This window comes from Cellulophaga sp. F20128 (assembly GCF_023015805.1).
Lineage (GTDB): Bacteria > Bacteroidota > Bacteroidia > Flavobacteriales > Flavobacteriaceae > Cellulophaga.
In genome coordinates this window covers 298,500-319,132 of sequence record NZ_JALKBA010000002.1, presented here as the reverse complement: position 1 = coordinate 319,132, position 20,633 = coordinate 298,500, and the positions used below count along the sequence as shown (strand labels likewise).

The 20,633-nt window shown below is 35.4% G+C and carries 33 protein-coding genes; 1 reads left to right on the top strand and 32 read right to left on the bottom strand.

Translation table 11 applies throughout. The features are described from left to right. Positions 1-2 precede the first annotated feature (2 nt). From rplQ to rpsL, 32 genes are all read right to left on the bottom strand, one after another. The gene (rplQ, locus tag MWU65_RS03545) at positions 3-491 is read right to left on the bottom strand and encodes a 50S ribosomal protein L17 (protein WP_247075790.1); all 489 of its coding nucleotides are present in this window, start codon (positions 489-491) and stop codon (positions 3-5) included. A gap of 36 nt (positions 492-527) precedes the next feature. Then, positions 528-1,520, bottom strand: coding sequence for a DNA-directed RNA polymerase subunit alpha (locus tag MWU65_RS03540; protein ID WP_247075789.1), 993 nt, complete (start codon positions 1,518-1,520; stop codon positions 528-530). Positions 1,521-1,536: 16 nt separating this feature from the next. Beyond that, positions 1,537-2,142, bottom strand: a complete 606-nt coding sequence (gene rpsD, locus MWU65_RS03535) for a 30S ribosomal protein S4 (protein ID WP_247075788.1) — start codon at positions 2,140-2,142, stop codon at positions 1,537-1,539. Positions 2,143-2,241: 99 nt separating this feature from the next. After that, positions 2,242-2,634: a 30S ribosomal protein S11 gene (gene rpsK / locus MWU65_RS03530; RefSeq protein ID WP_247075787.1), complete on the bottom strand. Its 393-nt coding sequence runs from the start codon at positions 2,632-2,634 to the stop codon at positions 2,242-2,244. Between the two features lie 99 nt (positions 2,635-2,733). Then, on the bottom strand, positions 2,734-3,108 hold the full coding sequence (gene rpsM, locus MWU65_RS03525; RefSeq protein ID WP_247075786.1) for a 30S ribosomal protein S13: 375 nt from the start codon (positions 3,106-3,108) through the stop codon (positions 2,734-2,736). 2 nt (positions 3,109-3,110) lie between these two features. Continuing rightward, entirely contained in the window at positions 3,111-3,227 is a 117-nt protein-coding gene (gene ykgO / locus MWU65_RS03520) for a type B 50S ribosomal protein L36 (RefSeq protein WP_013621733.1), read from the bottom strand. Position 3,228: 1 nt separating this feature from the next. Then, a complete protein-coding gene (infA, locus tag MWU65_RS03515) occupies positions 3,229-3,444 on the bottom strand; it encodes a translation initiation factor IF-1 (protein ID WP_015361146.1) in 216 nt (71 codons plus the stop codon). Positions 3,445-3,447: 3 nt separating this feature from the next. After that, positions 3,448-4,791, bottom strand: coding sequence for a preprotein translocase subunit SecY (gene secY, locus MWU65_RS03510; RefSeq protein WP_247075785.1), 1,344 nt, complete (start codon positions 4,789-4,791; stop codon positions 3,448-3,450). Between the two features lie 17 nt (positions 4,792-4,808). Next, positions 4,809-5,261, bottom strand: coding sequence for a 50S ribosomal protein L15 (rplO, locus tag MWU65_RS03505; protein ID WP_247075784.1), 453 nt, complete (start codon positions 5,259-5,261; stop codon positions 4,809-4,811). 15 nt (positions 5,262-5,276) lie between these two features. After that, complete coding sequence (gene rpmD, locus MWU65_RS03500; protein ID WP_247075783.1) at positions 5,277-5,456, bottom strand: 50S ribosomal protein L30; 180 nt, start codon at positions 5,454-5,456, stop codon at positions 5,277-5,279. 9 nt (positions 5,457-5,465) lie between these two features. Further along, complete coding sequence (gene rpsE / locus MWU65_RS03495) at positions 5,466-5,990, bottom strand: 30S ribosomal protein S5 (protein ID WP_247075782.1); 525 nt, start codon at positions 5,988-5,990, stop codon at positions 5,466-5,468. 6 nt (positions 5,991-5,996) lie between these two features. Next, entirely contained in the window at positions 5,997-6,350 is a 354-nt protein-coding gene (rplR, locus tag MWU65_RS03490; RefSeq protein ID WP_247075781.1) for a 50S ribosomal protein L18, read from the bottom strand. An 11-nt stretch (positions 6,351-6,361) separates the two neighbouring features. Next, complete coding sequence (rplF, locus tag MWU65_RS03485) at positions 6,362-6,904, bottom strand: 50S ribosomal protein L6 (RefSeq protein WP_247075780.1); 543 nt, start codon at positions 6,902-6,904, stop codon at positions 6,362-6,364. Between the two features lie 18 nt (positions 6,905-6,922). Beyond that, positions 6,923-7,321: a 30S ribosomal protein S8 gene (gene rpsH / locus MWU65_RS03480; protein ID WP_247075779.1), complete on the bottom strand. Its 399-nt coding sequence runs from the start codon at positions 7,319-7,321 to the stop codon at positions 6,923-6,925. Positions 7,322-7,395: 74 nt separating this feature from the next. Further along, positions 7,396-7,665 carry a 30S ribosomal protein S14 gene (gene rpsN / locus MWU65_RS03475; protein ID WP_247075778.1) on the bottom strand — a complete coding sequence of 90 codons (270 nt, stop codon included), beginning with the start codon at positions 7,663-7,665 and terminating at the stop codon, positions 7,396-7,398. A gap of 1 nt (position 7,666) precedes the next feature. After that, on the bottom strand, positions 7,667-8,218 hold the full coding sequence (rplE, locus tag MWU65_RS03470; RefSeq protein ID WP_247075777.1) for a 50S ribosomal protein L5: 552 nt from the start codon (positions 8,216-8,218) through the stop codon (positions 7,667-7,669). A 2-nt stretch (positions 8,219-8,220) separates the two neighbouring features. Then, positions 8,221-8,535 carry a 50S ribosomal protein L24 gene (gene rplX, locus MWU65_RS03465; protein WP_247075776.1) on the bottom strand — a complete coding sequence of 105 codons (315 nt, stop codon included), beginning with the start codon at positions 8,533-8,535 and terminating at the stop codon, positions 8,221-8,223. Between the two features lie 11 nt (positions 8,536-8,546). Continuing rightward, positions 8,547-8,915 (bottom strand): 50S ribosomal protein L14, encoded by a 369-nt coding sequence (gene rplN / locus MWU65_RS03460; RefSeq protein WP_247075775.1) that lies wholly within the window; start codon positions 8,913-8,915, stop codon positions 8,547-8,549. Between the two features lies 1 nt (position 8,916). After that, positions 8,917-9,174: a 30S ribosomal protein S17 gene (gene rpsQ / locus MWU65_RS03455; protein WP_013621721.1), complete on the bottom strand. Its 258-nt coding sequence runs from the start codon at positions 9,172-9,174 to the stop codon at positions 8,917-8,919. A gap of 13 nt (positions 9,175-9,187) precedes the next feature. Then, positions 9,188-9,379 carry a 50S ribosomal protein L29 gene (gene rpmC, locus MWU65_RS03450; protein ID WP_247075774.1) on the bottom strand — a complete coding sequence of 64 codons (192 nt, stop codon included), beginning with the start codon at positions 9,377-9,379 and terminating at the stop codon, positions 9,188-9,190. 19 nt (positions 9,380-9,398) lie between these two features. Further along, the gene (rplP, locus tag MWU65_RS03445) at positions 9,399-9,818 is read right to left on the bottom strand and encodes a 50S ribosomal protein L16 (RefSeq protein WP_247075773.1); all 420 of its coding nucleotides are present in this window, start codon (positions 9,816-9,818) and stop codon (positions 9,399-9,401) included. A 20-nt stretch (positions 9,819-9,838) separates the two neighbouring features. Further along, positions 9,839-10,555 (bottom strand): 30S ribosomal protein S3, encoded by a 717-nt coding sequence (rpsC, locus tag MWU65_RS03440; protein WP_247075772.1) that lies wholly within the window; start codon positions 10,553-10,555, stop codon positions 9,839-9,841. A gap of 9 nt (positions 10,556-10,564) precedes the next feature. Beyond that, positions 10,565-10,972, bottom strand: a complete 408-nt coding sequence (gene rplV / locus MWU65_RS03435) for a 50S ribosomal protein L22 (RefSeq protein WP_247075771.1) — start codon at positions 10,970-10,972, stop codon at positions 10,565-10,567. A 3-nt stretch (positions 10,973-10,975) separates the two neighbouring features. Next, positions 10,976-11,254: a 30S ribosomal protein S19 gene (rpsS, locus tag MWU65_RS03430; RefSeq protein WP_247075770.1), complete on the bottom strand. Its 279-nt coding sequence runs from the start codon at positions 11,252-11,254 to the stop codon at positions 10,976-10,978. 12 nt (positions 11,255-11,266) lie between these two features. Continuing rightward, positions 11,267-12,091, bottom strand: a complete 825-nt coding sequence (rplB, locus tag MWU65_RS03425) for a 50S ribosomal protein L2 (protein ID WP_247075769.1) — start codon at positions 12,089-12,091, stop codon at positions 11,267-11,269. Positions 12,092-12,100: 9 nt separating this feature from the next. After that, a complete protein-coding gene (gene rplW / locus MWU65_RS03420; protein WP_247075768.1) occupies positions 12,101-12,391 on the bottom strand; it encodes a 50S ribosomal protein L23 in 291 nt (96 codons plus the stop codon). Positions 12,392-12,398: 7 nt separating this feature from the next. Then, positions 12,399-13,028, bottom strand: coding sequence for a 50S ribosomal protein L4 (gene rplD / locus MWU65_RS03415; protein WP_247075767.1), 630 nt, complete (start codon positions 13,026-13,028; stop codon positions 12,399-12,401). Beyond that, the gene (rplC, locus tag MWU65_RS03410) at positions 13,028-13,645 is read right to left on the bottom strand and encodes a 50S ribosomal protein L3 (RefSeq protein ID WP_247075766.1); all 618 of its coding nucleotides are present in this window, start codon (positions 13,643-13,645) and stop codon (positions 13,028-13,030) included. The genes rplD and rplC overlap by 1 nt, the downstream gene beginning before the upstream one ends. Before the next feature lie 161 nt (positions 13,646-13,806). After that, complete coding sequence (gene rpsJ / locus MWU65_RS03405) at positions 13,807-14,112, bottom strand: 30S ribosomal protein S10 (RefSeq protein WP_013621711.1); 306 nt, start codon at positions 14,110-14,112, stop codon at positions 13,807-13,809. 10 nt (positions 14,113-14,122) lie between these two features. Beyond that, positions 14,123-16,255 carry an elongation factor G gene (gene fusA / locus MWU65_RS03400; RefSeq protein WP_247075765.1) on the bottom strand — a complete coding sequence of 711 codons (2,133 nt, stop codon included), beginning with the start codon at positions 16,253-16,255 and terminating at the stop codon, positions 14,123-14,125. A 4-nt stretch (positions 16,256-16,259) separates the two neighbouring features. Beyond that, on the bottom strand, positions 16,260-16,736 hold the full coding sequence (rpsG, locus tag MWU65_RS03395) for a 30S ribosomal protein S7 (protein ID WP_247075764.1): 477 nt from the start codon (positions 16,734-16,736) through the stop codon (positions 16,260-16,262). Positions 16,737-16,758: 22 nt separating this feature from the next. Next, positions 16,759-17,133 (bottom strand): 30S ribosomal protein S12, encoded by a 375-nt coding sequence (gene rpsL, locus MWU65_RS03390; RefSeq protein ID WP_013621708.1) that lies wholly within the window; start codon positions 17,131-17,133, stop codon positions 16,759-16,761. 412 nt (positions 17,134-17,545) lie between these two features. On the opposite strand from rpsL, the gene MWU65_RS03385 reads away from it, so the two are divergent. Beyond that, positions 17,546-20,632 carry a SusC/RagA family TonB-linked outer membrane protein gene (locus tag MWU65_RS03385; RefSeq protein ID WP_247075763.1) on the top strand — a complete coding sequence of 1,029 codons (3,087 nt, stop codon included), beginning with the start codon at positions 17,546-17,548 and terminating at the stop codon, positions 20,630-20,632. The last annotated feature ends 1 nt before the right edge of the window (position 20,633 follow it).

The window sequence follows — 20,633 nt, the reverse complement described above, 5'->3', positions numbered from 1 at the left end:
TTTTATTCTTCTGAATCATCTGATTTCGTTTCAGTAACTGGCGCTACGGCTTTTTTACTTCTACCTCTTCTAGACTTCTTCTTTTCTTGAGGTTTTCCAACGTTATAAACCTCATTAAAGTCTACCAACTCTATCATGGCCATATCCGCATTATCCCCTAAACGATTACCTAGTTTAATAACTCTTGTATAACCACCTGGTCTATCCCCTATTTTAGAAGAAACTTCACCAAATAAGGTTGTTACAGCATACTTATCTCTTAAGTTTTTGAAAACAATACGTCTGTTGTGAGTTCCTTTCTCAACTGATTGATTATTCTCTGCTTTAGATTTAGTAATTAAAGGCTCAACAAATTGTTTTAAAGCTTTTGCTTTTGCAACTGTTGTGTTTATTCTCTTGTGCTCAATTAAAGAACAAGCCATATTCGCTAACATAGCTTTTCTATGGGCCTTCTTTCTTCCTAAATGATTAACTTTTTTACCGTGTCTCATTATATTATCTTATATATTTCCTTAATGGAAATAAAATTAATCTTTATCTAATTTATATTTTGACAAGTCCATTCCAAAACTAAGACCTTTATTAATCACCAACTCTTCTAATTCAGTTAATGATTTTTTACCGAAGTTTCTAAACTTCATAAGATCGTTTTTATTGAAAGAAACTAGATCACCTAATGTATCAACTTCTGCTGCTTTTAAACAGTTTAGCGCACGAACCGAAAGATCCATATCAACTAATTTTGTTTTTAACAACTGACGCATGTGCAATGATTCCTCATCGTAAGTTTCAGTCTGAGCTATCTCATCTGCTTCTAATGTAATACGCTCATCAGAAAACAACATAAAGTGGTGAATTAAAACCTTAGCAGCTTCTGTTAAAGCATCTTTAGGATTAATTGATCCATCGCTACTGATTTCAAATACTAATTTTTCATAATCAGTTTTTTGCTCAACACGAAAGTTTTCAATACTATACTTTACATTCTTAATAGGTGTAAAGATAGAATCTATAGCAATAGTACCTAAGGCAGCACTTGGCTTCTTGTTTTCTTCTGCTGGTACGTATCCTCTTCCTTTTTCAATAACAATTTCCATATTAATGCTCACTTTAGCATCCATATTACAAATTACTAAATCCGGATTTAATACTTGATAGCCAGAAATAAACTTTTGAAAATCACCAGCAGTAAGCTGATTTTTCCCACTTACTGAGATGGATACAGTTTCTGTCTCAACATCTTCAATTTGTCTCTTAAAACGAACTTGCTTTAAGTTAAGTATCATTTCTGTAACGTCTTCAACAACACCTGGAATAACAGAGAACTCATGTTCTACTTTGTCTATTCTAACAGAAGTAATTGCAAACCCTTCTAAAGCAGAAAGCAATACTCTTCTTAATGCGTTTCCAACAGTCAATCCATAACCAGGCTCTAAAGGGCGGAATTCAAACTTCCCTTCAAAATCGGTAGAATCGATCATTATAACTTTATCGGGCTTCTGAAAATTTAATAATGCCATAGTTGAATCAGGTTGTTTATTTAGAGTATAACTCGACGATTAGTTGTTCTTTGATATTTTCTGGTATCTGAACTCTTTCTGGAATAGATACATAAGCACCTTCCTTCTTTTCAGAATTCCAAGTAATCCACTCGTACACACGGCTATTTGCCGCCAATGCATCTTGAATAGAAGATAATGATTTTGATTTCTCTCTAACACCTACAACATCACCGGGCTTTAAAGAATACGATGGTATGTTTACCAAGTTTCCGTTAACGGTAATATGACGGTGAGAAACTAATTGTCTTGCTCCTCTTCTAGAATTAGAAATCCCCATTCTGTATACCACGTTATCTAAACGAGATTCACACAATTGAAGTAAAACTTCACCAGTAACACCTTTACTACTATTTGCTTTAGCAAATAAGTTTCTAAATTGTTTTTCTAAAATTCCGTAAGAATATTTAGCTTTTTGCTTCTCCATTAACTGGATTGCATATTCTGATTTCTTACCACGGCGTCTTGTGTTACCGTGTTGTCCTGGAGGGTAATTCTTTTTCTCAAAAGACTTATCTTCTCCAAATATCGCTTCTCCGAATTTACGTGCGATTTTTGTTTTAGGTCCTGTATATCTTGCCATTTTCTAAAATTTTGAAAGTGAGATTATGAATTAAGGCTTATCCTTCGATAATCGTAACTACACTTTCTGTGAAATGCCCATTGGGCTATTAATAATTAATTAAACTCTTCTTCTTTTTGGAGGTCTACAACCATTGTGTGGTAATGGAGTAACATCAATAATTTCAGTTACCTCAATTCCAGAATTATGGATTGCACGGATAGCAGATTCTCTACCATTTCCTGGGCCTTTAACATAAACCTTCACTTTTCTAAGTCCAGCTTCATGTGCAACTTTAGCACAATCTTCTGATGCTACCTGCGCAGCATAAGGAGTATTCTTCTTAGATCCTCTAAAGCCCATTTTTCCGGCTGATGACCATGAGATTACATCTCCTTTTTTATTTGTCAAAGAAATAATGATGTTGTTGAAAGATGCAGTCACGTGAGCTTCCCCAACTGACTCAACTATCACTTTACGTTTTTTAGCTGCTTTTGTATTCGACTTTGCCATATTATTTTAGTTTCTAGTTGTTAGTTGTTAGTATTAGAATCCTAAACTTTTACATTTCAGACAGATTCAATCCAACTTCTAAATACTAATGACTTTTAATTATTTAGTTGCTTTTTTCTTGTTGGCAACTGTTTTTCTTTTTCCTTTTCTGGTTCTTGAGTTGTTTTTGGTTCTTTGACCTCTTAGCGGTAAACCAGACCTGTGTCTGATACCTCTATAACAACCAATATCCATTAAACGTTTAATGTTTAATTGAATTTCTGAACGCAATTCACCTTCAATTGTAAACGAAGCTACAGCATCACGAATACGACCTATTTCGTCATCATTCCAATCTGATACTTTAGTATCTTCACTAACTTGGGCTTTCACTAAAATCTCTTTAGCTCTACTTCTACCTACACCAAATATATAGGTTAAAGCGATAACTCCTCTTTTCTGTTTTGGTATATCTACACCTGCAATTCTTGCCATAATTACCCTTGTCTTTGTTTAAATCTAGGATTCTTTTTATTAATTACGTACAACCGTCCTTTTCTGCGCACTATTTTGCACTCGGCACTTCTCTTTTTTATTGATGCTCTTACTTTCATCTTAATATCTATATGTAATTCTTGCTTTAGTAAGGTCATAAGGGCTCATTTCTAATTTCACCTTATCACCTGGTAATAATTTAATATAATGCATTCTCATCTTTCCAGATATATGTGCAGTCACTACGTGTCCGTTTTCTAACTCCACTCGAAACATTGCATTAGACAATGCTTCTATTATAGATCCGTCTTGTTCTATCGCTGATTGTTTAGCCATAACTTATGCTACCTTTCTATTTTTACCACTCTTCATTAATCCATCATAATGTCTATTTAACAAATATGAATTAACTTGTTGTACTGTATCTATTGCAACACCTACCATAATTAGCAGTGATGTTCCACCGTAAAACATTGCCCAACTTCCTTGTATTCCTAAGAATTGAACTACGATAGCCGGTAAAACGGCCAGCAAAGCTAAGAAAATTGATCCTGGTAATGTAATTAATGACATAATTTTATCTAAAAAATCTCCAGTTTCTTTCCCAGGCCTTGTTCCCGGTACAAATCCACCACTTCTTTTTAAGTCATCTGCCATCTTATTTGTTGGCACAGTGATGGCTGTATAGAAATATGTGAAAATTATAATAAGAAATGCAAACAATACATTATAGGCTAATCCAAAAGGATCTTGAAAATTAACTTCAAACCATGAACCTACAGCAGAGGTATTAAAATACTTCCCAATCATTCCAGGTAAGAACATTAACGCCTGTGCAAATATAATTGGCATTACACCAGAGGCATTTAATTTTAATGGAATATACTGTCTAGATCCTGTGATATTCTTTTCATATCCACCAGATGCTGTTCTTCTTGCGTATTGTACCGGAATTTGACGTGTAGCCATTACCAATAAAACAGAGGCTAAAATAACCAAGAACCATAAGATCACTTCCACTAATACCAACATTGGACCTCCACTATTCTCTCCAGTTCTAGATACAACTTCTTGTATAAAAGCCTGTGGCATAGTAGCGATAATTCCAATCATTATCAATAATGAAATTCCATTCCCAATACCCTTATCAGTTATTTTCTCTCCCAACCACATTGCAAATACAGTTCCTGTAACCAAAATAATTACAGCTGGAACCATAAAATCTAATCCTTTACCTAATACAAAAGCGCTATCTGGTACTCCAAATGCTCCTAATCCTAATAAGTAAGCTGGCGCCTGAACCACACAAATACCAATAGTAAGCCATCTTGTAATCTGATTGATAGTTTTTCTACCGCTTTCTCCTTCTTTTTGTAATTTTTGAAGATATGGTATTGCAATCCCCATTAATTGTACCACAATAGATGCAGAAATATACGGCATAATTCCCAACGCAAAAACAGATGCCTTGGCAAAAGCCCCACCTGTAAATGCATTTAACAAACTAAAAATACCTTGATCAGTTCCAGCTGCTAGATTACCCAACTGCTGAGAATCTATCCCAGGAAGCGCAATCTGAGCACCAAAACGGTACACCAATAATAAACCAAGCGTAATAATAATTCTATTTCTTAGCTCTTCTATTTTCCAAATATTGGATAGGGTATCAAAAAATTTCTTCATCTTCCTTTTTAGTGTGATTAAAGACTTATTGCTTCTCCACCAGCAGCTTCGATAGCTGATTTAGCAGTAGCAGTAAATTTATGAGCAGATATTTTAAGAGGAGCTTTTAACTCACCGCCACCTAAAATTTTAACCAACTCATTTTTTCTAACTAATCTATTTTCTACAAGAGTTTCAAAAGTAACTACATCTTTAATAGTTCCTTTCTCTACCAATACTTGCAACTTATCTAGATTGATACCTTGATAGTCTTTTCTGTTTATGTTTGTAAAACCGAACTTAGGCACACGTCTTTGCAACGGCATCTGTCCACCTTCAAAACCAATTTTCTTAGAGTAACCAGACCTAGATTTAGCCCCTTTGTGACCTCTAGTAGCAGTACCACCTTTACCAGAACCTTGTCCTCTACCAACAGTTTTACCTGCTTTATTAACTGCACCTTCTGCAGGTGTTAAATTACTTAAATTCATTACGCTAAAATTATATTAAGCTTCTTCAGTAGAAACTAAATGTTCAACTTTACTTACCATTCCAAGGATATTTGGAGTAGCTTCATGCTCAACAACTTGACCAATTTTTCTAAGCCCAAGAGCCTCTAAGGTTCTTTTTTGTCTTTGAGTTTTTTTAATTCCACTCTTAACTTGCTTTACTTTAATCTTTCCCATTGTTCCTGTTTATCCTTTAAATACTTTTTCTAAAGATATTCCTCTTTGATCCGCAATTGTTCTTGCATCTCTAATTTGCAAAAGGGCATCAAAAGTTGCCTTTACAACATTATGTGGATTAGAAGATCCTTGTGATTTTGATAATACATCATGCACTCCTACAGCTTCCAATACCGCTCTAACAGCTCCACCTGCAATAACACCAGTACCATGAGATGCTGGTTGAATATAGACACGTGCACCACCAAACTTACCTTTTTGCTCGTGAGGTATAGTACCTTTTATTAAAGGAATTCTAATTAAATTCTTTTTTGCATCTTCAATAGCTTTGGCAATAGAAGTAGCTACATCTTTAGATTTACCTAAACCATGACCTACAACACCACTTTCATCTCCTACAACAACTATTGCAGAAAAACCAAAAGCTCTACCACCTTTTGTTACCTTAGTAACTCTTTGAACACCAACCAAACGATCTTTTAAATCTAATCCCGCTGGTTTAACTGTTTCTACGTTTTTATATTTTTGATACATAATATCTTAGAATTTTAGTCCGCCTTCTCTAGCACCTTCTGCTAATGATTTAATTCTTCCGTGGTATAAGTTTCCACCTCTATCAAAAGCAATAGCTTCTATTCCAGCTTTTAAAGCTTTTTCAGCAATAGCTTTACCTACTTGGCTTGCTACTTCTATTTTGGTTCCTTTCCCGTCTATACCCTTATCTCTTGATGATGCCGATACTAAAGTAGTTCCTGCATTATCGTCTATAATTTGAGCATAAATCTCTTTATTACTTCTAAACACCGCTAATCTCGGTTTAGTTGCCGTTCCAAATGAAACTTTTCTAATCCTTCTCTTGATTCTGTGTCTTCTTTCAGTCTTTGATAATCCCATAGTGCTAATTATTAAGCTGATTTACCTGCTTTTCTTCTTAATATTTCTCCAACAAACTTAACCCCTTTTCCTTTGTAAGGTTCTGGTCTACGGAACGCTCTAATCTTAGCCGCTACCTGACCAACCAACTGCTTGTCAAATGATGTTAATTTTATAATTGGATTCTTTCCTTTGTCAGAAACTGTTTCCACTTTTACTTCTGGAGCGATGTCCAAAACTATATTGTGTGAAAAACCTAAAGCCAAATCTAATTTTTGTCCTTGGTTGCTAGCTCTATAACCAACACCAACTAATTCTAATTCCTTGCTCCAACCTTTAGAAACACCTTCTATCATATTAAAGAACAAAGACCTGTACAAACCGTGTCTTGCTTTGTGTTCTTTTGACTCTGAATTTCTTGTTACAACAATTGATCCTTCTTCAATCTTTACCGAAACACCCGAAAACTCTTGAGTTAACTCACCTAATTTACCTTTCATGGTAACTATGTTATCGTTAACTTCTACTGTTACTCCTTCAGGTATCGTTACTGGATTATTACCTATTCTAGACATATTCTTCTTCTTTATAGATTAATAAACGTAGCATAAAACCTCACCACCTACTTTTTCTAATTTAGCTTGCTTGCTTGTCATTACCCCATGAGAGGTTGAAACAACTGCAATACCTAAACCATTAAGCACCCTTGGTAAATCTGTAGAACCAGCATACTTACGCAAACCTGGCTTACTTACTCGTTGTATTTTTTTAATCACAGGCTCTTTGGTTGCTTTATTGTATTTTAAAGCAATCTTAATTGTTCCCTGTACTGCATCTTCAATTACTTTATAACTTAAAATATACCCTTGATCAAATAATATTTTAGTTATTTCTGTTTTTAGATTAGAAGCAGGAATTTCAACTACCCTGTGACCTGCACTACTGGCGTTTCGTATTCTTGTTAAATAATCTGATATAGGATCTGTTACCATTTATAATAATTTTCGGTGACGGTTTTTAACTTCATTGCTAAACCTGAAACCAGTTTATATTTATTTTTGCTAGTTTACCAGCTTGCTTTTTTAACTCCAGGAATCAAACCATTGTTAGCCATCTCTCTGAAAGTTACCCTTGAAATACCAAAAGTTCTCATATACCCTTTAGGCCTTCCCGTTATCTTACATCTATTGTGCATACGAACAGGAGATGCATTTTTTGGTAGTTTTTGCAAGGCTTCATAATCTCCAGCTTCTTTTAAAGCTTTTCTTTTTTCAGCATATTTTGCAACTGTCTTGGCTCTTTTTCTTTCACGGGCCTTCATTGATTCTTTAGCCATACTAATTCTTTTTAAAAGGTAATCCTAGTTCCGTTAATAATGATTTTGCTTCTTTGTCAGTTTCAGCTGTTGTCACAAATGTAATATCCATTCCATTGATTCTATTAATCTTATCAATGTTAATTTCTGGAAAGATAATTTGCTCAGTAACACCTAAGTTATAATTTCCACGACCATCAAAACCTGTAGCTTTAATTCCTTGAAAATCTCTAACACGTGGTAAAGCACTTGTAATTAATCTATCTAAAAACTCGTACATTCTTTCACCTCTTAACGTAACCTTTGCCCCAATTGGCATTCCTTTACGTAATTTAAATGAAGCAACATCTTTTTTAGACATTGTAGAAACTGCTTTCTGACCCGTAATAAGTGTTAACTCATCTAGAGCATGATCAATCAGCTTCTTATCTGCAACTGCCGCACCTACACCTCTACTTAATACTATTTTAGTAAGCTTAGGCACTTGCATAACGTTTTTATATTCGAACTCTTCTGTAAGGGTTCCAACAATACGTTCTTTATATTCTTGTTTTAATCTTGGAGTGTAAGTCATAACTAAATTACTTCATTAGATTTTTTTGAAAATCTCACTTTCTTACCATCTCTAACTTCAAAACCTACTTTAGTTGCTTCACCAGATTTTGGATCAATCAACGATAGGTTAGAAATATGTAATGGTGCTTCTTTTTTAACGATTCCTCCTTGAGGATTGTTTGCACTAGGCTTTTCGTGTTTAGATACTAAATTTGCACCTTCTACAATGGCCTTGTTTTTTACACGATCTACACTAACAACCTTACCTTCTGTACCTTTATGGTCTCCGGTAACAATTCTTACTGTATCTCCTGTTTTAATTTTTAGTTTCATCATTTTTCTGAATATTAAAGTACCTCAGGGGCTAATGATACAATCTTCATGAATTGCTTATCACGAAGCTCTCTTGCAACAGGTCCAAAAACACGTGTTCCTCTCATCTCGCCCGTTGGGTTTAATAATACACATGCATTATCGTCAAAACGAATGTAAGATCCATCTTGTCTTCTTACTTCTTTTTTTGTTCTTACAACTACTGCAGTAGAAACAGCACCTTTTTTAATACCACCGTTAGGTGCAGCATCTTTAACAGATACTACTATTTTATCCCCTACAGATGCATACCTTCTTTTGGTACCGCCCAATACACGTATGGTCAAAACTTCTTTTGCCCCAGTATTGTCTGCCACTTTTAGTCTCGATTCTTGCTGTAACATATTATTTAGCTCTTTCTAAAATTTCAACCAATCTCCAACACTTAGTTCTACTCAATGGACGAGTCTCCATTATTTTTACTGTATCGCCAATATTGCAATCGTTTGTTTCGTCGTGCGCAACATATTTCTTTGTTTTTAACACGAACTTACCGTACATAGGGTGCTTAACACGTTTAACTTCTGAAACCACTATCGATTTCTCCATTTTGTTGCTAGTAACAACCCCTACTCTTTCTTTTCTTAAGTTTCTCTTTTCCATAAAGCAGAACCAATTATTGGTTATCCCTTTTAGTTAATTCTGTTGCTAATCTAGCCACCGTTCTTCTAGTCTTTCTGATTTGAAGTGGATTCTCCAATGGTGTAACAGAATGGGCTAATTTTAAATCCCCAAATTGTTTTTTTTGTTCAGCCAATTTATCTTTCAAATCCTCAACTGATAATTCTTTTACTTCTGATTGTTTCATAATACCGTTAAATTATAAATTAAGCCGAATAATCTCTAGCAACAATAAATTTAGTTTTTACCGGTAATTTCTGAGCAGCAAGACGTAAAGCCTCTTTTGCAACGTCCATAGGAACACCAGCAATCTCAAACATAATTCTACCAGGCTTCACAACTGCAACAAAATATTCTGGTGCACCTTTACCTTTACCCATACGTACTTCTAATGGCTTTTTAGTAATAGGCTTATCTGGGAATATTTTTATCCACATTTGCCCTTCTCTCTTCATAAATCTAGTTGCAGCAATACGAGCAGCTTCTATCTGACGCGAAGTAACAAACTTAGTATCTAAAGATTTTATACCGAACATACCGTTAGAAAGCTCATGCCCTCTTTGCGAAAGTCCTTTCATACGACCCTTCTGCGCTTTACGAAATTTGGTTCTCTTTGGTTGTAACATTTCTATATCTCTTTAAATAATTACTTTCTTCGACGTTGTTTCTTACCACCTTCATTTCTTCCACCTTTGCTCTGTCCTTTAGACATCCCTACTAATGGAGAAAGCTCTCTCTTACCATAAACTTCGCCCTTCATTATCCACACTTTAATACCTAATCTTCCATAAGTAGTATGCGCTTCTTCTAATGCGTAGTCAATATCAGCTCTAAAAGTAGATAATGGAATTCTTCCTTCCTTATAAGATTCTGAACGAGCCATCTCTGCTCCGTTTAATCTTCCAGAAATTTGAATTTTTATCCCTTCTGCATTCATTCTTATCGCTGCTGCTATAGCCATTTTAATAGCTCTTCTATACGAAATTCTATTTTCAATTTGACGCGCAACACTAGCGGCAACAAGATTAGCATCTACTTCAGGTCTCTTAATTTCAAAAATATTGATCTGAACTTCTTTGCTGGTAATCTTCTTTAACTCTTCTTTTAATTTATCTACTTCCTGACCACCTTTACCGATAATAATACCAGGTCTTGCAGTTGTAATAGTAACCGTAACAAGCTTTAAAGTACGCTCTATAATAACTCTAGAAACACTAGCCTTTGCTAAACGAGCATGTATATACTTACGTATTTTATCATCCTCTGCTAATTTATCTCCATAATCATTTCCACCGTACCAGTTAGATTCCCATCCTCTGATGATACCTAGACGATTCCCGATTGGATTTGTTTTCTGTCCCATAGTAATGTCTTAGCTTTGAGTGTTATTGTTAGATTCTAATACCAACGTTACGTGGTTAGAACGTTTTCTAATTCTATGTGCTCTTCCTTGTGGTGCTGGTCTTAACCTTTTCAACATAGCTCCGCTATCTACTCTTATTTCTTTTACAATAAGATCTGCTTCTTCTATATCTGCATCTTCATTTTTAGATTGCCAGTTAGCAATAGCAGAAAGCAATAACTTCTCTACTCTTCTTGAAGCTTCTTTTGAACTAAATTTCAATATAGCCAAAGCTTTTTCTACCTGAACTCCTCTAATTAAATCTGCAACAAGACGCATTTTTCTAGGCGAAGTTGGACAATTGTTCAACTTTGCAAAAGCAATCTTCTTTTTTTCAGCCTTAATTCTTTCGGCCATCTGTTTTTTACGAACTCCCATAGCTTACTTTTTTCCTTTGTTCTTCGCACCTGCATGACCCCTAAAAGATCGTGTTGGTGAAAATTCTCCTAATTTATGTCCTACCATATTCTCTGTTACATAAACAGGAACAAATTGTCTACCGTTGTGTACTGCTATAGTTTGCCCAACAAAATCTGGTGTAATCATCGATGCTCTAGACCAAGTCTTAATCACCGCTTTTTTACCCGATTCAACACTTTGTTGAACTTTCTTTTCTAAACTATAATGAACGTAAGGTCCTTTCTTTAGTGAACGTGCCATTTTTTTCTAATTTTATTTCTTTCTACGTTCTAATATATATCTATTTGTACTCTTAGTTTTAGAACGAGTTCTAAATCCTTTAGCAGGAATACCATTTCTTGATCTTGGATGACCTCCAGAAGCTCTTCCTTCACCACCTCCCATTGGGTGATCTACAGGGTTCATCGCTACCGGTCTTGTTCTTGGTCTTCTACCCAACCATCTACTTCTACCTGCTTTACCAGATACCAATAATTGGTGATCAGAATTTGATATTGCTCCTATAGTAGCCATACAATCCGCTAGAATTAATCTAGTTTCTCCTGATGGCAACTTTACAGTTACAAACTTTCCATCTTTTGCCATTAATTGAGCAAAAGTACCTGCACTTCTCGCCATTACAGCTCCTTGTCCAGGACGTAGTTCTATACAAGAAATAATTGTTCCTAAAGGAATACTATTCAACGGAAGCGCATTTCCAATCTCTGGTGAAGCTGATGCTCCTGAAGAAATTTTCTGATCTACTTCTAATCCGTTTTGAGCTACAATATATCTCTTTTCAGCATCAGCATATTCAACTAATGCAATAAACGCTGTTCTGTTAGGATCGTATTGAATAGATTTAACCGTACCAGCAATTCCTTGCTTATCCCGTTTAAAATCAATTACACGATACCTTCTTTTATGACCTCCACCTTTTTGGCGTATTGTCATTTTCCCCTGACTGTTTCTACCTCCGGACTTTTTTAACGGAGCAAGTAAACTTTTCTCCGGCTTATCAGTAGTAATCGCGTCAAATCCGTTTACTACTCTAAATCGCTGTCCTGGAGTGATTGGTTTTAATTTTCTAACTGACATTTTTTGTCTTTACAGATTGTTATAAAAATCAATTACATCTCCTTCTACCACATCAATAATAGCTTTTTTATAGCTATTTGTTTTTCCGTGCTGCACACCTGTCTTAGTGTGACGTGTTTTACGCTTTGGTCCGTAAATCATTGTTCGAACATTTTTTACCGATACTCCATAAGCTTGCTCAACAGCAGTCTTAATTTGTATTTTATTGGCATCTTGATCCACAATGAAACCATAACGATTATACAACTCGCTATCTGCGGTCATTTTTTCGGTAATTATTGGCTTTATTAACACACTCATTGCTTTTCTATTTGTTTAAGTTCGATACAATTCCCTCTACCGCACCTTCAAATAATACTACACTAGAAGCATTAAGTATTTTGTAAGTGCTTAATTCTGAGTTAATTACAACTTCGGAACGCTTTAAATTGCGAGAGGACAAATATACATTATTATTTGAATCACCCAACACAAATAAAGATTTTTTATTTTCGATACCCAAAGACTTTAAAACTTCCTTAAAATCTTTTGTTTTTGGAGCATCAAAATTAAAGTCCTCAACGACTAAAATTGCTTTCTCATTTTGCTTGATACTGAACGCTGATTTTCTAGCCAAACGCTTCACGTTTTTGTTCAATTTCTGCTTGTAATCTTTAGGACGAGGGCCAAAAATACGACCACCACCTCTAAAAATTGGAGATTTAATACTACCCGCACGAGCAGTACCTGTTCCCTTTTGCTTCTTAATCTTTCTTGTACTACCAGCAATCTCCGCTCTTTCCTTCGATTTGTGGTTTCCTTGCCTCTGATGTGCCAAATACTGCTTTACATCTAAGTAAACAGCGTGGTTATTAGGCTCTATTGCGAAAACTGAGTCAGAAAGGTCTACCTTTCTTCCTGTTTCTTTTCCTTTACTATCTATAACTGCTACCTTCATTACTTCTGAATAGTTACGTAAGCGTTTTTATGACCAGGAACACAACCTTTTACTACTAAAAGATTCTTCTCTGGAACTACTTTATATACTCTTAGGTTTTGAACAGTAACTCTGTCACCACCCATTCTACCTGCCATCTTCATTCCCTTAAATACTCTTGCAGGATAAGAAGCAGCACCAATAGAACCTGGAGCTCTTAATCTGTTGTGCTGACCGTGTGTTGCTTGTCCAACACCTCTAAAACCATGTCTTTTAACAACACCTTGAAAACCTTTACCTTTAGATGTACCAACGACATCTACAAATTCACCTTCTACAAATTGATCTACACCTAATGTATCTCCTAATTTGTATTCACCTTCAAAATCTTGGAACTCAACGACTTTCTTTTTAGGAGAAGTACCTGCTTTTTTAAAATGACCCGTTTGAGCCTTATTAGCACGTTTTTCTGCCTTGTCATCGAAACCAAGCTGAAGGGCACTGTACCCGTCAACCTCTTCGGTTCTGACTTGGGTAACTACGCATGGTCCAGCTTCGATTACAGTACATGGAATATTCTTTCCATTCTCATCAAAGATGCTGGTCATGCCAATCTTTCTTCCAATTAACCCAGACATATTATATTTATTAATTATTGATTACTATTTATTCTTTCACTTTTTGACAAAAAAACAGGGTCAAAAATAATTCAACCCTGAATATATTTTTTTCCGTTTTTCCTTCGCGAAACGCTCAGGACATGTCACCTACCCATATTACAAAGTAGACTTACTAAGAATTAGACTTTAATCTCTACTTCTACACCACTTGGCAACTCTAACTTCATAAGAGCGTCAATTGTTTTTGAAGAAGAACTATAAATATCTAATAAACGCTTATAAGAACTTAACTGAAACTGCTCTCTAGATTTTTTATTTACGTGCGGTGAACGCAATACTGTAAATATTTTCTTGTGCGTTGGTAACGGAATTGGACCCGTAATAACCGCTCCAGTTGTCTTAACTGTCTTTACGATTTTTTCAGCAGATTTATCTACCAAGTTATGATCGTAAGATTTTAATTTTATTCTAATTTTTTGACTCATTTTAGTAAATTTAAGCGGTTAAACCTTTTGCTGCCTTAATAACGTCTTCTGAAATATTTGATGGCGTTTCTGCATAGTGAGAAAATTCCATGGTAGAAGTTGCTCTACCAGAAGATAATGTTCTCAATGAAGTTACATAACCAAACATTTCTGATAATGGCACTTCACCTTTTACAACCTTAGCACCAGCTCTATCATCCATATTACTGATAGTACCTCTTCTACGGTTAAGATCCCCTACAATATCACCCATATTTTCCTCTGGAGTTAACACTTCCAGCTTCATAATAGGTTCCATTACAACAGCTCCAGCAGCTTTTCCAGCAGCCTTATACCCCATTTTAGCAGCTAATTCAAAAGATAGTGCATCAGAATCCACTGCGTGGAAAGATCCATCCTTAAGAACTATTTTCATAGAATCCATTTCATAACCTGCTAAAGGTCCTGCTTTCATTGCAGACTCAAATCCTTTTTGAATTGATGGTATAAATTCTTTTGGAATACGACCACCTTTAATTTGATCAACAAATTGAAGTCCATCACCTTCGAAATCTGAATCCACAGGACCCATTTCAAATACGATATCACCAAATTTACCACGACCACCAGATTGCTTTTTATAAGTTTCTCTATGTGAAGCAGTTTTTGTCAATGCTTCTTTATATTCAACTTGAGGCTCACCTTGATTCACCTCTACTTTAAATTCTCTTCTTAATCGGTCTACAATAATATCCAAGTGAAGCTCACCCATACCAGATATAATTGTTTGCCCTGAAGCCTCATCAGTTCTAACAGTAAATGTAGGATCTTCTTCAGCCAATTTAGCCAAAGCCATACCTAACTTATCTACATCAACCTTAGTTTTAGGCTCAACAGCGATACCAATTACTGGATCTGGAAAATCCATACTCTCTAATACGATAGGATGTTTCTCATCAGACATTGTATCTCCAGTCTTAATATCTTTAAATCCTACTGCAGCACCTATATCTCCTGCTTCGATATAATCGATCGCATTTTGCTTATTGGAATGCATTTGGTAAATACGAGAAATACGCTCTTTTTTACCCGATCTATTGTTTAATATATAAGAACCAGCATCTAAACGACCTGAATATGTTCTAAAGAATGCCAAACGACCAACAAATGGATCCGTTGCAATTTTAAATGCCAACGCCGCAAACGGCTCTTTAACACTTGGCTTACGCGTAATTGCTTCACCAGTATCTGGATGAGTACCTACAATATCTTCCTTATCCATAGGAGAAGGTAAGTATCTACAAACAGCATCTAATAAAAATTGAACCCCCTTATTCTTAAATGAAGAACCACAAATCATTGGTATAATAGCACGATCCATAACAGCAGCTCTTAAAGCAGCATGTACTTCTTCTTCTGAAATTGAATCTTCATCCTCAAAGAATTTCTCCATAAGGTTTTCATCATATTCAGCAACAGCTTCAATTAAAGCAGCTCTATACTCCTTTACTTCAGCTTTCATTTCTTCAGGAATTGGCACTTCATCAAAAGTAGCTCCAAATCCTTCATCATGCCATACAATAGCTCTATTCTTTGCTAAATCAACAATACCTCTAAAATCAGACTCTTCACCTATTGGCAAAACAATTGGCACTGCATTAGAACCTAACATTGTTTTAACCTGCTTACAAACCATTAAAAAGTTTGATCCCTGACGGTCCATTTTATTTACAAATCCTATACGAGGCACTTTGTAGTTATCCGCTAATCTCCAGTTAGTTTCCGATTGAGGCTCAACACCATCTACAGCACTAAATAAGAAAACCAAACCATCTAATACACGTAAAGAACGATTTACCTCTACAGTAAAATCTACGTGACCTGGAGTATCAATTATATTAAAATGATAATCCATTGTTTCTGGCAATGGTTCTGCATTTTCCATTGGAAACTTCCAAGTACATGTAGTAGCAGCAGAAGTAATTGTAATACCTCTTTCCTGCTCTTGCTCCATCCAATCCATTGTTGCAGCACCATCATGTACTTCACCAATTTTATGACTTACACCCGTATAAAATAATATACGCTCTGTAGTTGTAGTTTTCCCAGCATCAATATGCGCAGCAATACCTATATTTCTTGTATATTTTAAATCTCTACTCATTTATCTAGAATCTAAAATGTGAGAATGCCTTGTTCGCTTCAGCCATCTTGTGCGTATCCACTCTTTTCTTAACCGCAGCACCTTCTTCTTTAGCCGCAGCTAAAACTTCAGCAGCCAATCTCTGAGCCATTGATTTTTCATTTCTCTTACGAGAATAACTAATCAACCACTTCATTGCTGTTGAGATCTTACGATCTGGTCTAATTTGCATTGGAATCTGAAAAGTAGCTCCACCAACTCTTCTACTACGTACTTCTACGTGTGGCATTACATTAGACAATGCTTCTTTCCACAATTCTAAAGCCGATTTTTCTTCATCGGTATTTTTTTCTTCTACGATCGCTATTGCATCATAGAACACCTTAAAGGCAACTGATTTTTTACCATCCCACATCATCATATTAACGAAACGCGTCACTAATTGATCATTAAACTTTGGATCTGGTAAAAGAGGCCTCTTTTTTGCCTGTTTTTTTCTCATTTCTTCTCTTTAAAAGTTTTTATTACTTCTTAGGGCGTTTTGCACCATATTTAGACCTACGTTGTGTTCTTCCTGCAACACCTGCGGTGTCTAAGGCTCCCCTAACGATATGATATCTAACTCCTGGCAAATCTTTTACCCTTCCGCCCCTTACTAATACTATCGAGTGCTCTTGTAAATTGTGACCCTCTCCTGGGATGTAAGCATTCACTTCTTTTCCATTTGTCAACCTTACCCTTGCAACTTTACGCATTGCAGAGTTTGGTTTCTTTGGAGTAGTTGTGTAAACACGTGTACAAACCCCTCTTCTTTGAGGACACGAATCCAAAGCAGCCGATTTACTCTTCTTAGTAATTGAGACCCTTCCTTTTCGTACTAATTGTGAAATTGTTGGCATACTATATTTATATGTATCTAAATTTTTTCCCTTCTTTTAAGGGGCGCAAATGTAGTAATATTTCAGTATAATTCAAACTTCAAAGGAAAAAATATTCTTTTTTTTTCCAAGACAGCCCAAATCCCCCTATATTAAGGTAGCCTCTAGAATGTTAAAAACTGTAAGAAATTAAGTCTAAACAACCTATAAAATTGGGCCTAATTTTAAAACATTAACCTAACTTATAGCGATTAATACAACAAAACAATGATTTGCATGCAAAATTTAACGGTGATTTAACATTAATTTAAAAAGAGAGACACCAGTGTTTTAAGGGGATTGAAAGAATTAAACCAAAATAAAGCAAATATTAATTTGATTATTAACTTTAATTTAGGAATTTTGGCGTTGACTAATTCAAATAATTTTAACAATGAGAACAAAACAAAGAGGAATCTTAACGCTTGTTTTAGCGTTTATTGTGCACTTAACTTTTGCACAGCAAAAAACGGTTTCAGGTAAAGTCACCGATCAAGATGGCTTACCGCTACCTGGAGTAAACATTTTAGTAAAAGGAACACAAAATGGAACACAAACCGGATTTGAAGGTGAGTATTCTATTTCCGGAAGTGTTGGACAAGTTTTAGTATTCACGTATGTGGGACAAAAACAAACAACACGTACTATCGGAGCTTCTAACGTAATTGACTTACAGATGCAAGAAGATGCTCAAGCGTTAGAAGAAGTTGTTGTTACCGCTTTGGGTATCGAAAGAAAGCCTAAAGAATTATCGTATTCCGTACAATCAGTTAAAGGAGATGACGTAACCAAAACAGAATCACCAAATGTTGCTACTGCAATGGTTGGTAAAGTTTCTGGTTTACAGATTAACACAACCAATAACAGTGTTAATCCTTCTACTAGAGTTGTATTACGTGGTAACAGATCACTATTAGGAAACAACGAAGCACTTATAGTGGTAGATGGTTTCCCTTCAAGTAGAGGTGTGTTAGACAGAATTAACCCTAACGATATTGAAGACATCAGTGTATTAAAAGGAGCAAACGCTTCTGCATTATACGGATCTGATGCAACGAATGGTGTAATTGTAATTACAACCAAAAGTGGTGATGGTAAATTAAAAGTTACTTATGATTCATCATACCAATTAGAAAGAGTTGCTTATTTACCTGAACTTCAAGATCAATTTGGTGCTGGTGGTTTTCCTGATGGGACTTTGTACCCACTAGAAAATGTTAACTGGGGTCCAAGATATGATGGAAGACTAGTAGAAGCTAGTGAAACTTTAGATGATGGTAGTGTTTGGTTAGTACCTTTTACTCCTATAAAGAACAATCACAAAAATTTCTTTAACACGGGTAGCACAATGCGTCACGGTGTGACCTTAAGTGGTGGTGATAAAGATGGTGATTTCCTTTTATCTTTAGACCAAACCAATGTTGAGGGAACTGTACCAAAAGATCGTTACAACAGAACCAACATGCGTTTAAAAGCTGGTAAGAAATTTAATAAATTAGAAGTTGGCGGAAACGTTTCTTTCTTTAGATCTTTTTCTGACAATGTTGGAAGCGGTGGCCGTCAAGGCAGACCAGTATACTGGAACGTTTTAAATACGCCATTACACATTCCTTTAGCAGAAATGAAAAACTGGAGAACTGGAGAGTTTACAAGAAATGAAGTTTCGTATTACCGTTTTTACGAGAATCCTTACTTTATCATTGATACTCAGAGAGAAAATAGTGAATACACAGAATTCAATGTTTTAACCGATGTTACTTATCATATAAATGATTGGATTAAGGCAACGGTACGATCTGGTTATACTGCTGGTTTCAGCAATTTCAAAAGAGAATTCGGTGCATTTACTTATGCATTTCATTTAGCAAATACCTATTCAGAAATGGATCCTTATGGTGCTAGCACTTTAGATCAAATTTCAAATTCAACGAGATTCAACAATGATATCTTAGTGAATTTCGACAAAGACATTAATGAAAATTTTGCGTTGAACCTTACTTTAGGTCATAACGTAAGAATTGAAAGTTCTAAATCTGTCAATGTAAGTGGTAGCAATTTAATTATTCCAGATTTCTATAATGTTTCTACAAGAACAGGAGAATTAGGTGGTGGTGAAGGATCTAGTAATTATAGAAAAATAGGTGTTTATGCTGATTTAACAGTAGGATTTAAAGATTATATCTTTTTAAATGCAACAGCTAGAAACGACTGGTCTTCTACATTGCCTTCAGACAATAGATCTTTCTTTTATCCAGGTGCTGGTGTTTCATTTGTAGCTTCTGATGCCTTCCCTGCAATAACAAGCAGCAAAGGATTAAGCTATTTAAAAGCTAGTTTTAATGCTACACAAACAGGTAGTGATCCAGGAGTTTATGCAATTAACCAATCCTTTTCAGCTCCAGGAAACTTTCCATATGGCCCAATAGCTGGTTTAAGTCAATCTGGTAGAGATGCCGATCCTGAACTAAACCCAGAATTTACAACTTCTTACGAAGGTAGTTTAGAATTTGGTTTATTTAGAAGTCGTTTAAACGGTAGTGTTACTCTTTACCAAACAAATTCTACAGACCAAATAATCCCTGTAAACGTTTCTCTAGCTTCAGGTGCTTCTAGTAGTTTAATAAACATTGGTGAAGTAGAAAACACAGGTTTAGAAATTGATTTAAAAGGTACCATAATTAGAGCTGAAAACTTTAAGTGGGACTTAGGTGTAAACTACACTGGTTACGAGTCTAAAGTTATATCTTTAGCTGATGGTGTTGAGGAATTAAACATTGGTGGTTTTAGTGACGCACAAGTTGTTGCTAAACTAGGAGAACCTTTTCCATTAATAAGAACATCTGCTTATGAAAGAGATGATTTAGGTAGAGTAATTGTAGATGGCGATGGAGACCCAATACAATCTAGTGAGTTAACCATACAAGGTAAAACAGCTCCAGATTATGTTGTAGGTTTAAACACTACGTTTACATTATTCAAAAATTTTAGTATCTATGCAGTTGCTGATTACAGAACAGGTCATGTATTCTTTAACGATATTGTAAATGCATTAGAATTCACAGGTTTAACTCAACACAGTGTTACAGCTGGAAGACAACCATTTGTTTTTCCAAATTCATCCTATTCTAATGGATCAGGTGGCTATACAGCAAACACAAACAGATTAACTTCTGGTGGTGGTAATGCTTTTTGGGATTCTTATGGTGATGTTAGAGAAAACTATATAACAGATGCAACTACTTTAAAAATTAGAGAACTTGCATTGGCTTATAATTTTGATAGCGATGTATTAGATCAAATGGGCATACACCAAATGAGTTTAGGTGTTTTTGGTAGAAATTTATTCACCTTTAGACCAAAAGATAATGTATATACAGATCCTGAATTCAACTTTACAACTGGTAATGCAGTTGGTGTAGGAACTCAATCACAAACACCTCCTACTAGATTATATGGTGTAAACTTAAGTGTAACATTCTAAA

Excerpts from the sequence above, each read along its gene's own strand:
- rplQ (WP_247075790.1), bottom strand. The coding sequence starts at position 491 with ATGAGACACGGTAAAAAAGTTAATCATTTAGGAAGAAAGAAGGCCCAT.
- MWU65_RS03540 (WP_247075789.1), bottom strand. The coding sequence starts at position 1,520 with ATGGCATTATTAAATTTTCAGAAGCCCGATAAAGTTATAATGATCGAT.
- rpsD (WP_247075788.1), bottom strand. The coding sequence starts at position 2,142 with ATGGCAAGATATACAGGACCTAAAACAAAAATCGCACGTAAATTCGGA.
- rpsK (WP_247075787.1), bottom strand. The coding sequence starts at position 2,634 with ATGGCAAAGTCGAATACAAAAGCAGCTAAAAAACGTAAAGTGATAGTT.
- rpsM (WP_247075786.1), bottom strand. The coding sequence starts at position 3,108 with ATGGCAAGAATTGCAGGTGTAGATATACCAAAACAGAAAAGAGGAGTT.
- ykgO (WP_013621733.1), bottom strand. The coding sequence starts at position 3,227 with ATGAAAGTAAGAGCATCAATAAAAAAGAGAAGTGCCGAGTGCAAAATA.
- infA (WP_015361146.1), bottom strand. The coding sequence starts at position 3,444 with ATGGCTAAACAATCAGCGATAGAACAAGACGGATCTATAATAGAAGCA.
- secY (WP_247075785.1), bottom strand. The coding sequence starts at position 4,791 with ATGAAGAAATTTTTTGATACCCTATCCAATATTTGGAAAATAGAAGAG.
- rplO (WP_247075784.1), bottom strand. The coding sequence starts at position 5,261 with ATGAATTTAAGTAATTTAACACCTGCAGAAGGTGCAGTTAATAAAGCA.
- rpmD (WP_247075783.1), bottom strand. The coding sequence starts at position 5,456 with ATGGGAAAGATTAAAGTAAAGCAAGTTAAGAGTGGAATTAAAAAAACT.
- rpsE (WP_247075782.1), bottom strand. The coding sequence starts at position 5,990 with ATGTATCAAAAATATAAAAACGTAGAAACAGTTAAACCAGCGGGATTA.
- rplR (WP_247075781.1), bottom strand. The coding sequence starts at position 6,350 with ATGGGATTATCAAAGACTGAAAGAAGACACAGAATCAAGAGAAGGATT.
- rplF (WP_247075780.1), bottom strand. The coding sequence starts at position 6,904 with ATGTCTAGAATAGGTAATAATCCAGTAACGATACCTGAAGGAGTAACA.
- rpsH (WP_247075779.1), bottom strand. The coding sequence starts at position 7,321 with ATGGTAACAGATCCTATATCAGATTATTTAACAAGAATACGAAACGCC.
- rpsN (WP_247075778.1), bottom strand. The coding sequence starts at position 7,665 with ATGGCTAAAGAATCAATGAAGGCCCGTGAAAGAAAAAGAGCCAAGACA.
- rplE (WP_247075777.1), bottom strand. The coding sequence starts at position 8,218 with ATGACTTACACTCCAAGATTAAAACAAGAATATAAAGAACGTATTGTT.
- rplX (WP_247075776.1), bottom strand. The coding sequence starts at position 8,535 with ATGATGAAACTAAAAATTAAAACAGGAGATACAGTAAGAATTGTTACC.
- rplN (WP_247075775.1), bottom strand. The coding sequence starts at position 8,915 with ATGTTACAGCAAGAATCGAGACTAAAAGTGGCAGACAATACTGGGGCA.
- rpsQ (WP_013621721.1), bottom strand. The coding sequence starts at position 9,174 with ATGGAAAAGAGAAACTTAAGAAAAGAAAGAGTAGGGGTTGTTACTAGC.
- rpmC (WP_247075774.1), bottom strand. The coding sequence starts at position 9,379 with ATGAAACAATCAGAAGTAAAAGAATTATCAGTTGAGGATTTGAAAGAT.
- rplP (WP_247075773.1), bottom strand. The coding sequence starts at position 9,818 with ATGTTACAACCAAAGAGAACCAAATTTCGTAAAGCGCAGAAGGGTCGT.
- rpsC (WP_247075772.1), bottom strand. The coding sequence starts at position 10,555 with ATGGGACAGAAAACAAATCCAATCGGGAATCGTCTAGGTATCATCAGA.
- rplV (WP_247075771.1), bottom strand. The coding sequence starts at position 10,972 with ATGGGAGTTCGTAAAAAACAGATGGCCGAAAGAATTAAGGCTGAAAAA.
- rpsS (WP_247075770.1), bottom strand. The coding sequence starts at position 11,254 with ATGGCACGTTCACTAAAGAAAGGACCTTACGTTCATTATAGTTTAGAA.
- rplB (WP_247075769.1), bottom strand. The coding sequence starts at position 12,091 with ATGTCAGTTAGAAAATTAAAACCAATCACTCCAGGACAGCGATTTAGA.
- rplW (WP_247075768.1), bottom strand. The coding sequence starts at position 12,391 with ATGAGTGTGTTAATAAAGCCAATAATTACCGAAAAAATGACCGCAGAT.
- rplD (WP_247075767.1), bottom strand. The coding sequence starts at position 13,028 with ATGAAGGTAGCAGTTATAGATAGTAAAGGAAAAGAAACAGGAAGAAAG.
- rplC (WP_247075766.1), bottom strand. The coding sequence starts at position 13,645 with ATGTCTGGGTTAATTGGAAGAAAGATTGGCATGACCAGCATCTTTGAT.
- rpsJ (WP_013621711.1), bottom strand. The coding sequence starts at position 14,112 with ATGAGTCAAAAAATTAGAATAAAATTAAAATCTTACGATCATAACTTG.
- fusA (WP_247075765.1), bottom strand. The coding sequence starts at position 16,255 with ATGAGTAGAGATTTAAAATATACAAGAAATATAGGTATTGCTGCGCAT.
- rpsG (WP_247075764.1), bottom strand. The coding sequence starts at position 16,736 with ATGAGAAAAAAACAGGCAAAAAAGAGGCCTCTTTTACCAGATCCAAAG.
- rpsL (WP_013621708.1), bottom strand. The coding sequence starts at position 17,133 with ATGCCAACAATTTCACAATTAGTACGAAAAGGAAGGGTCTCAATTACT.
- MWU65_RS03385 (WP_247075763.1), top strand. The coding sequence starts at position 17,546 with ATGAGAACAAAACAAAGAGGAATCTTAACGCTTGTTTTAGCGTTTATT.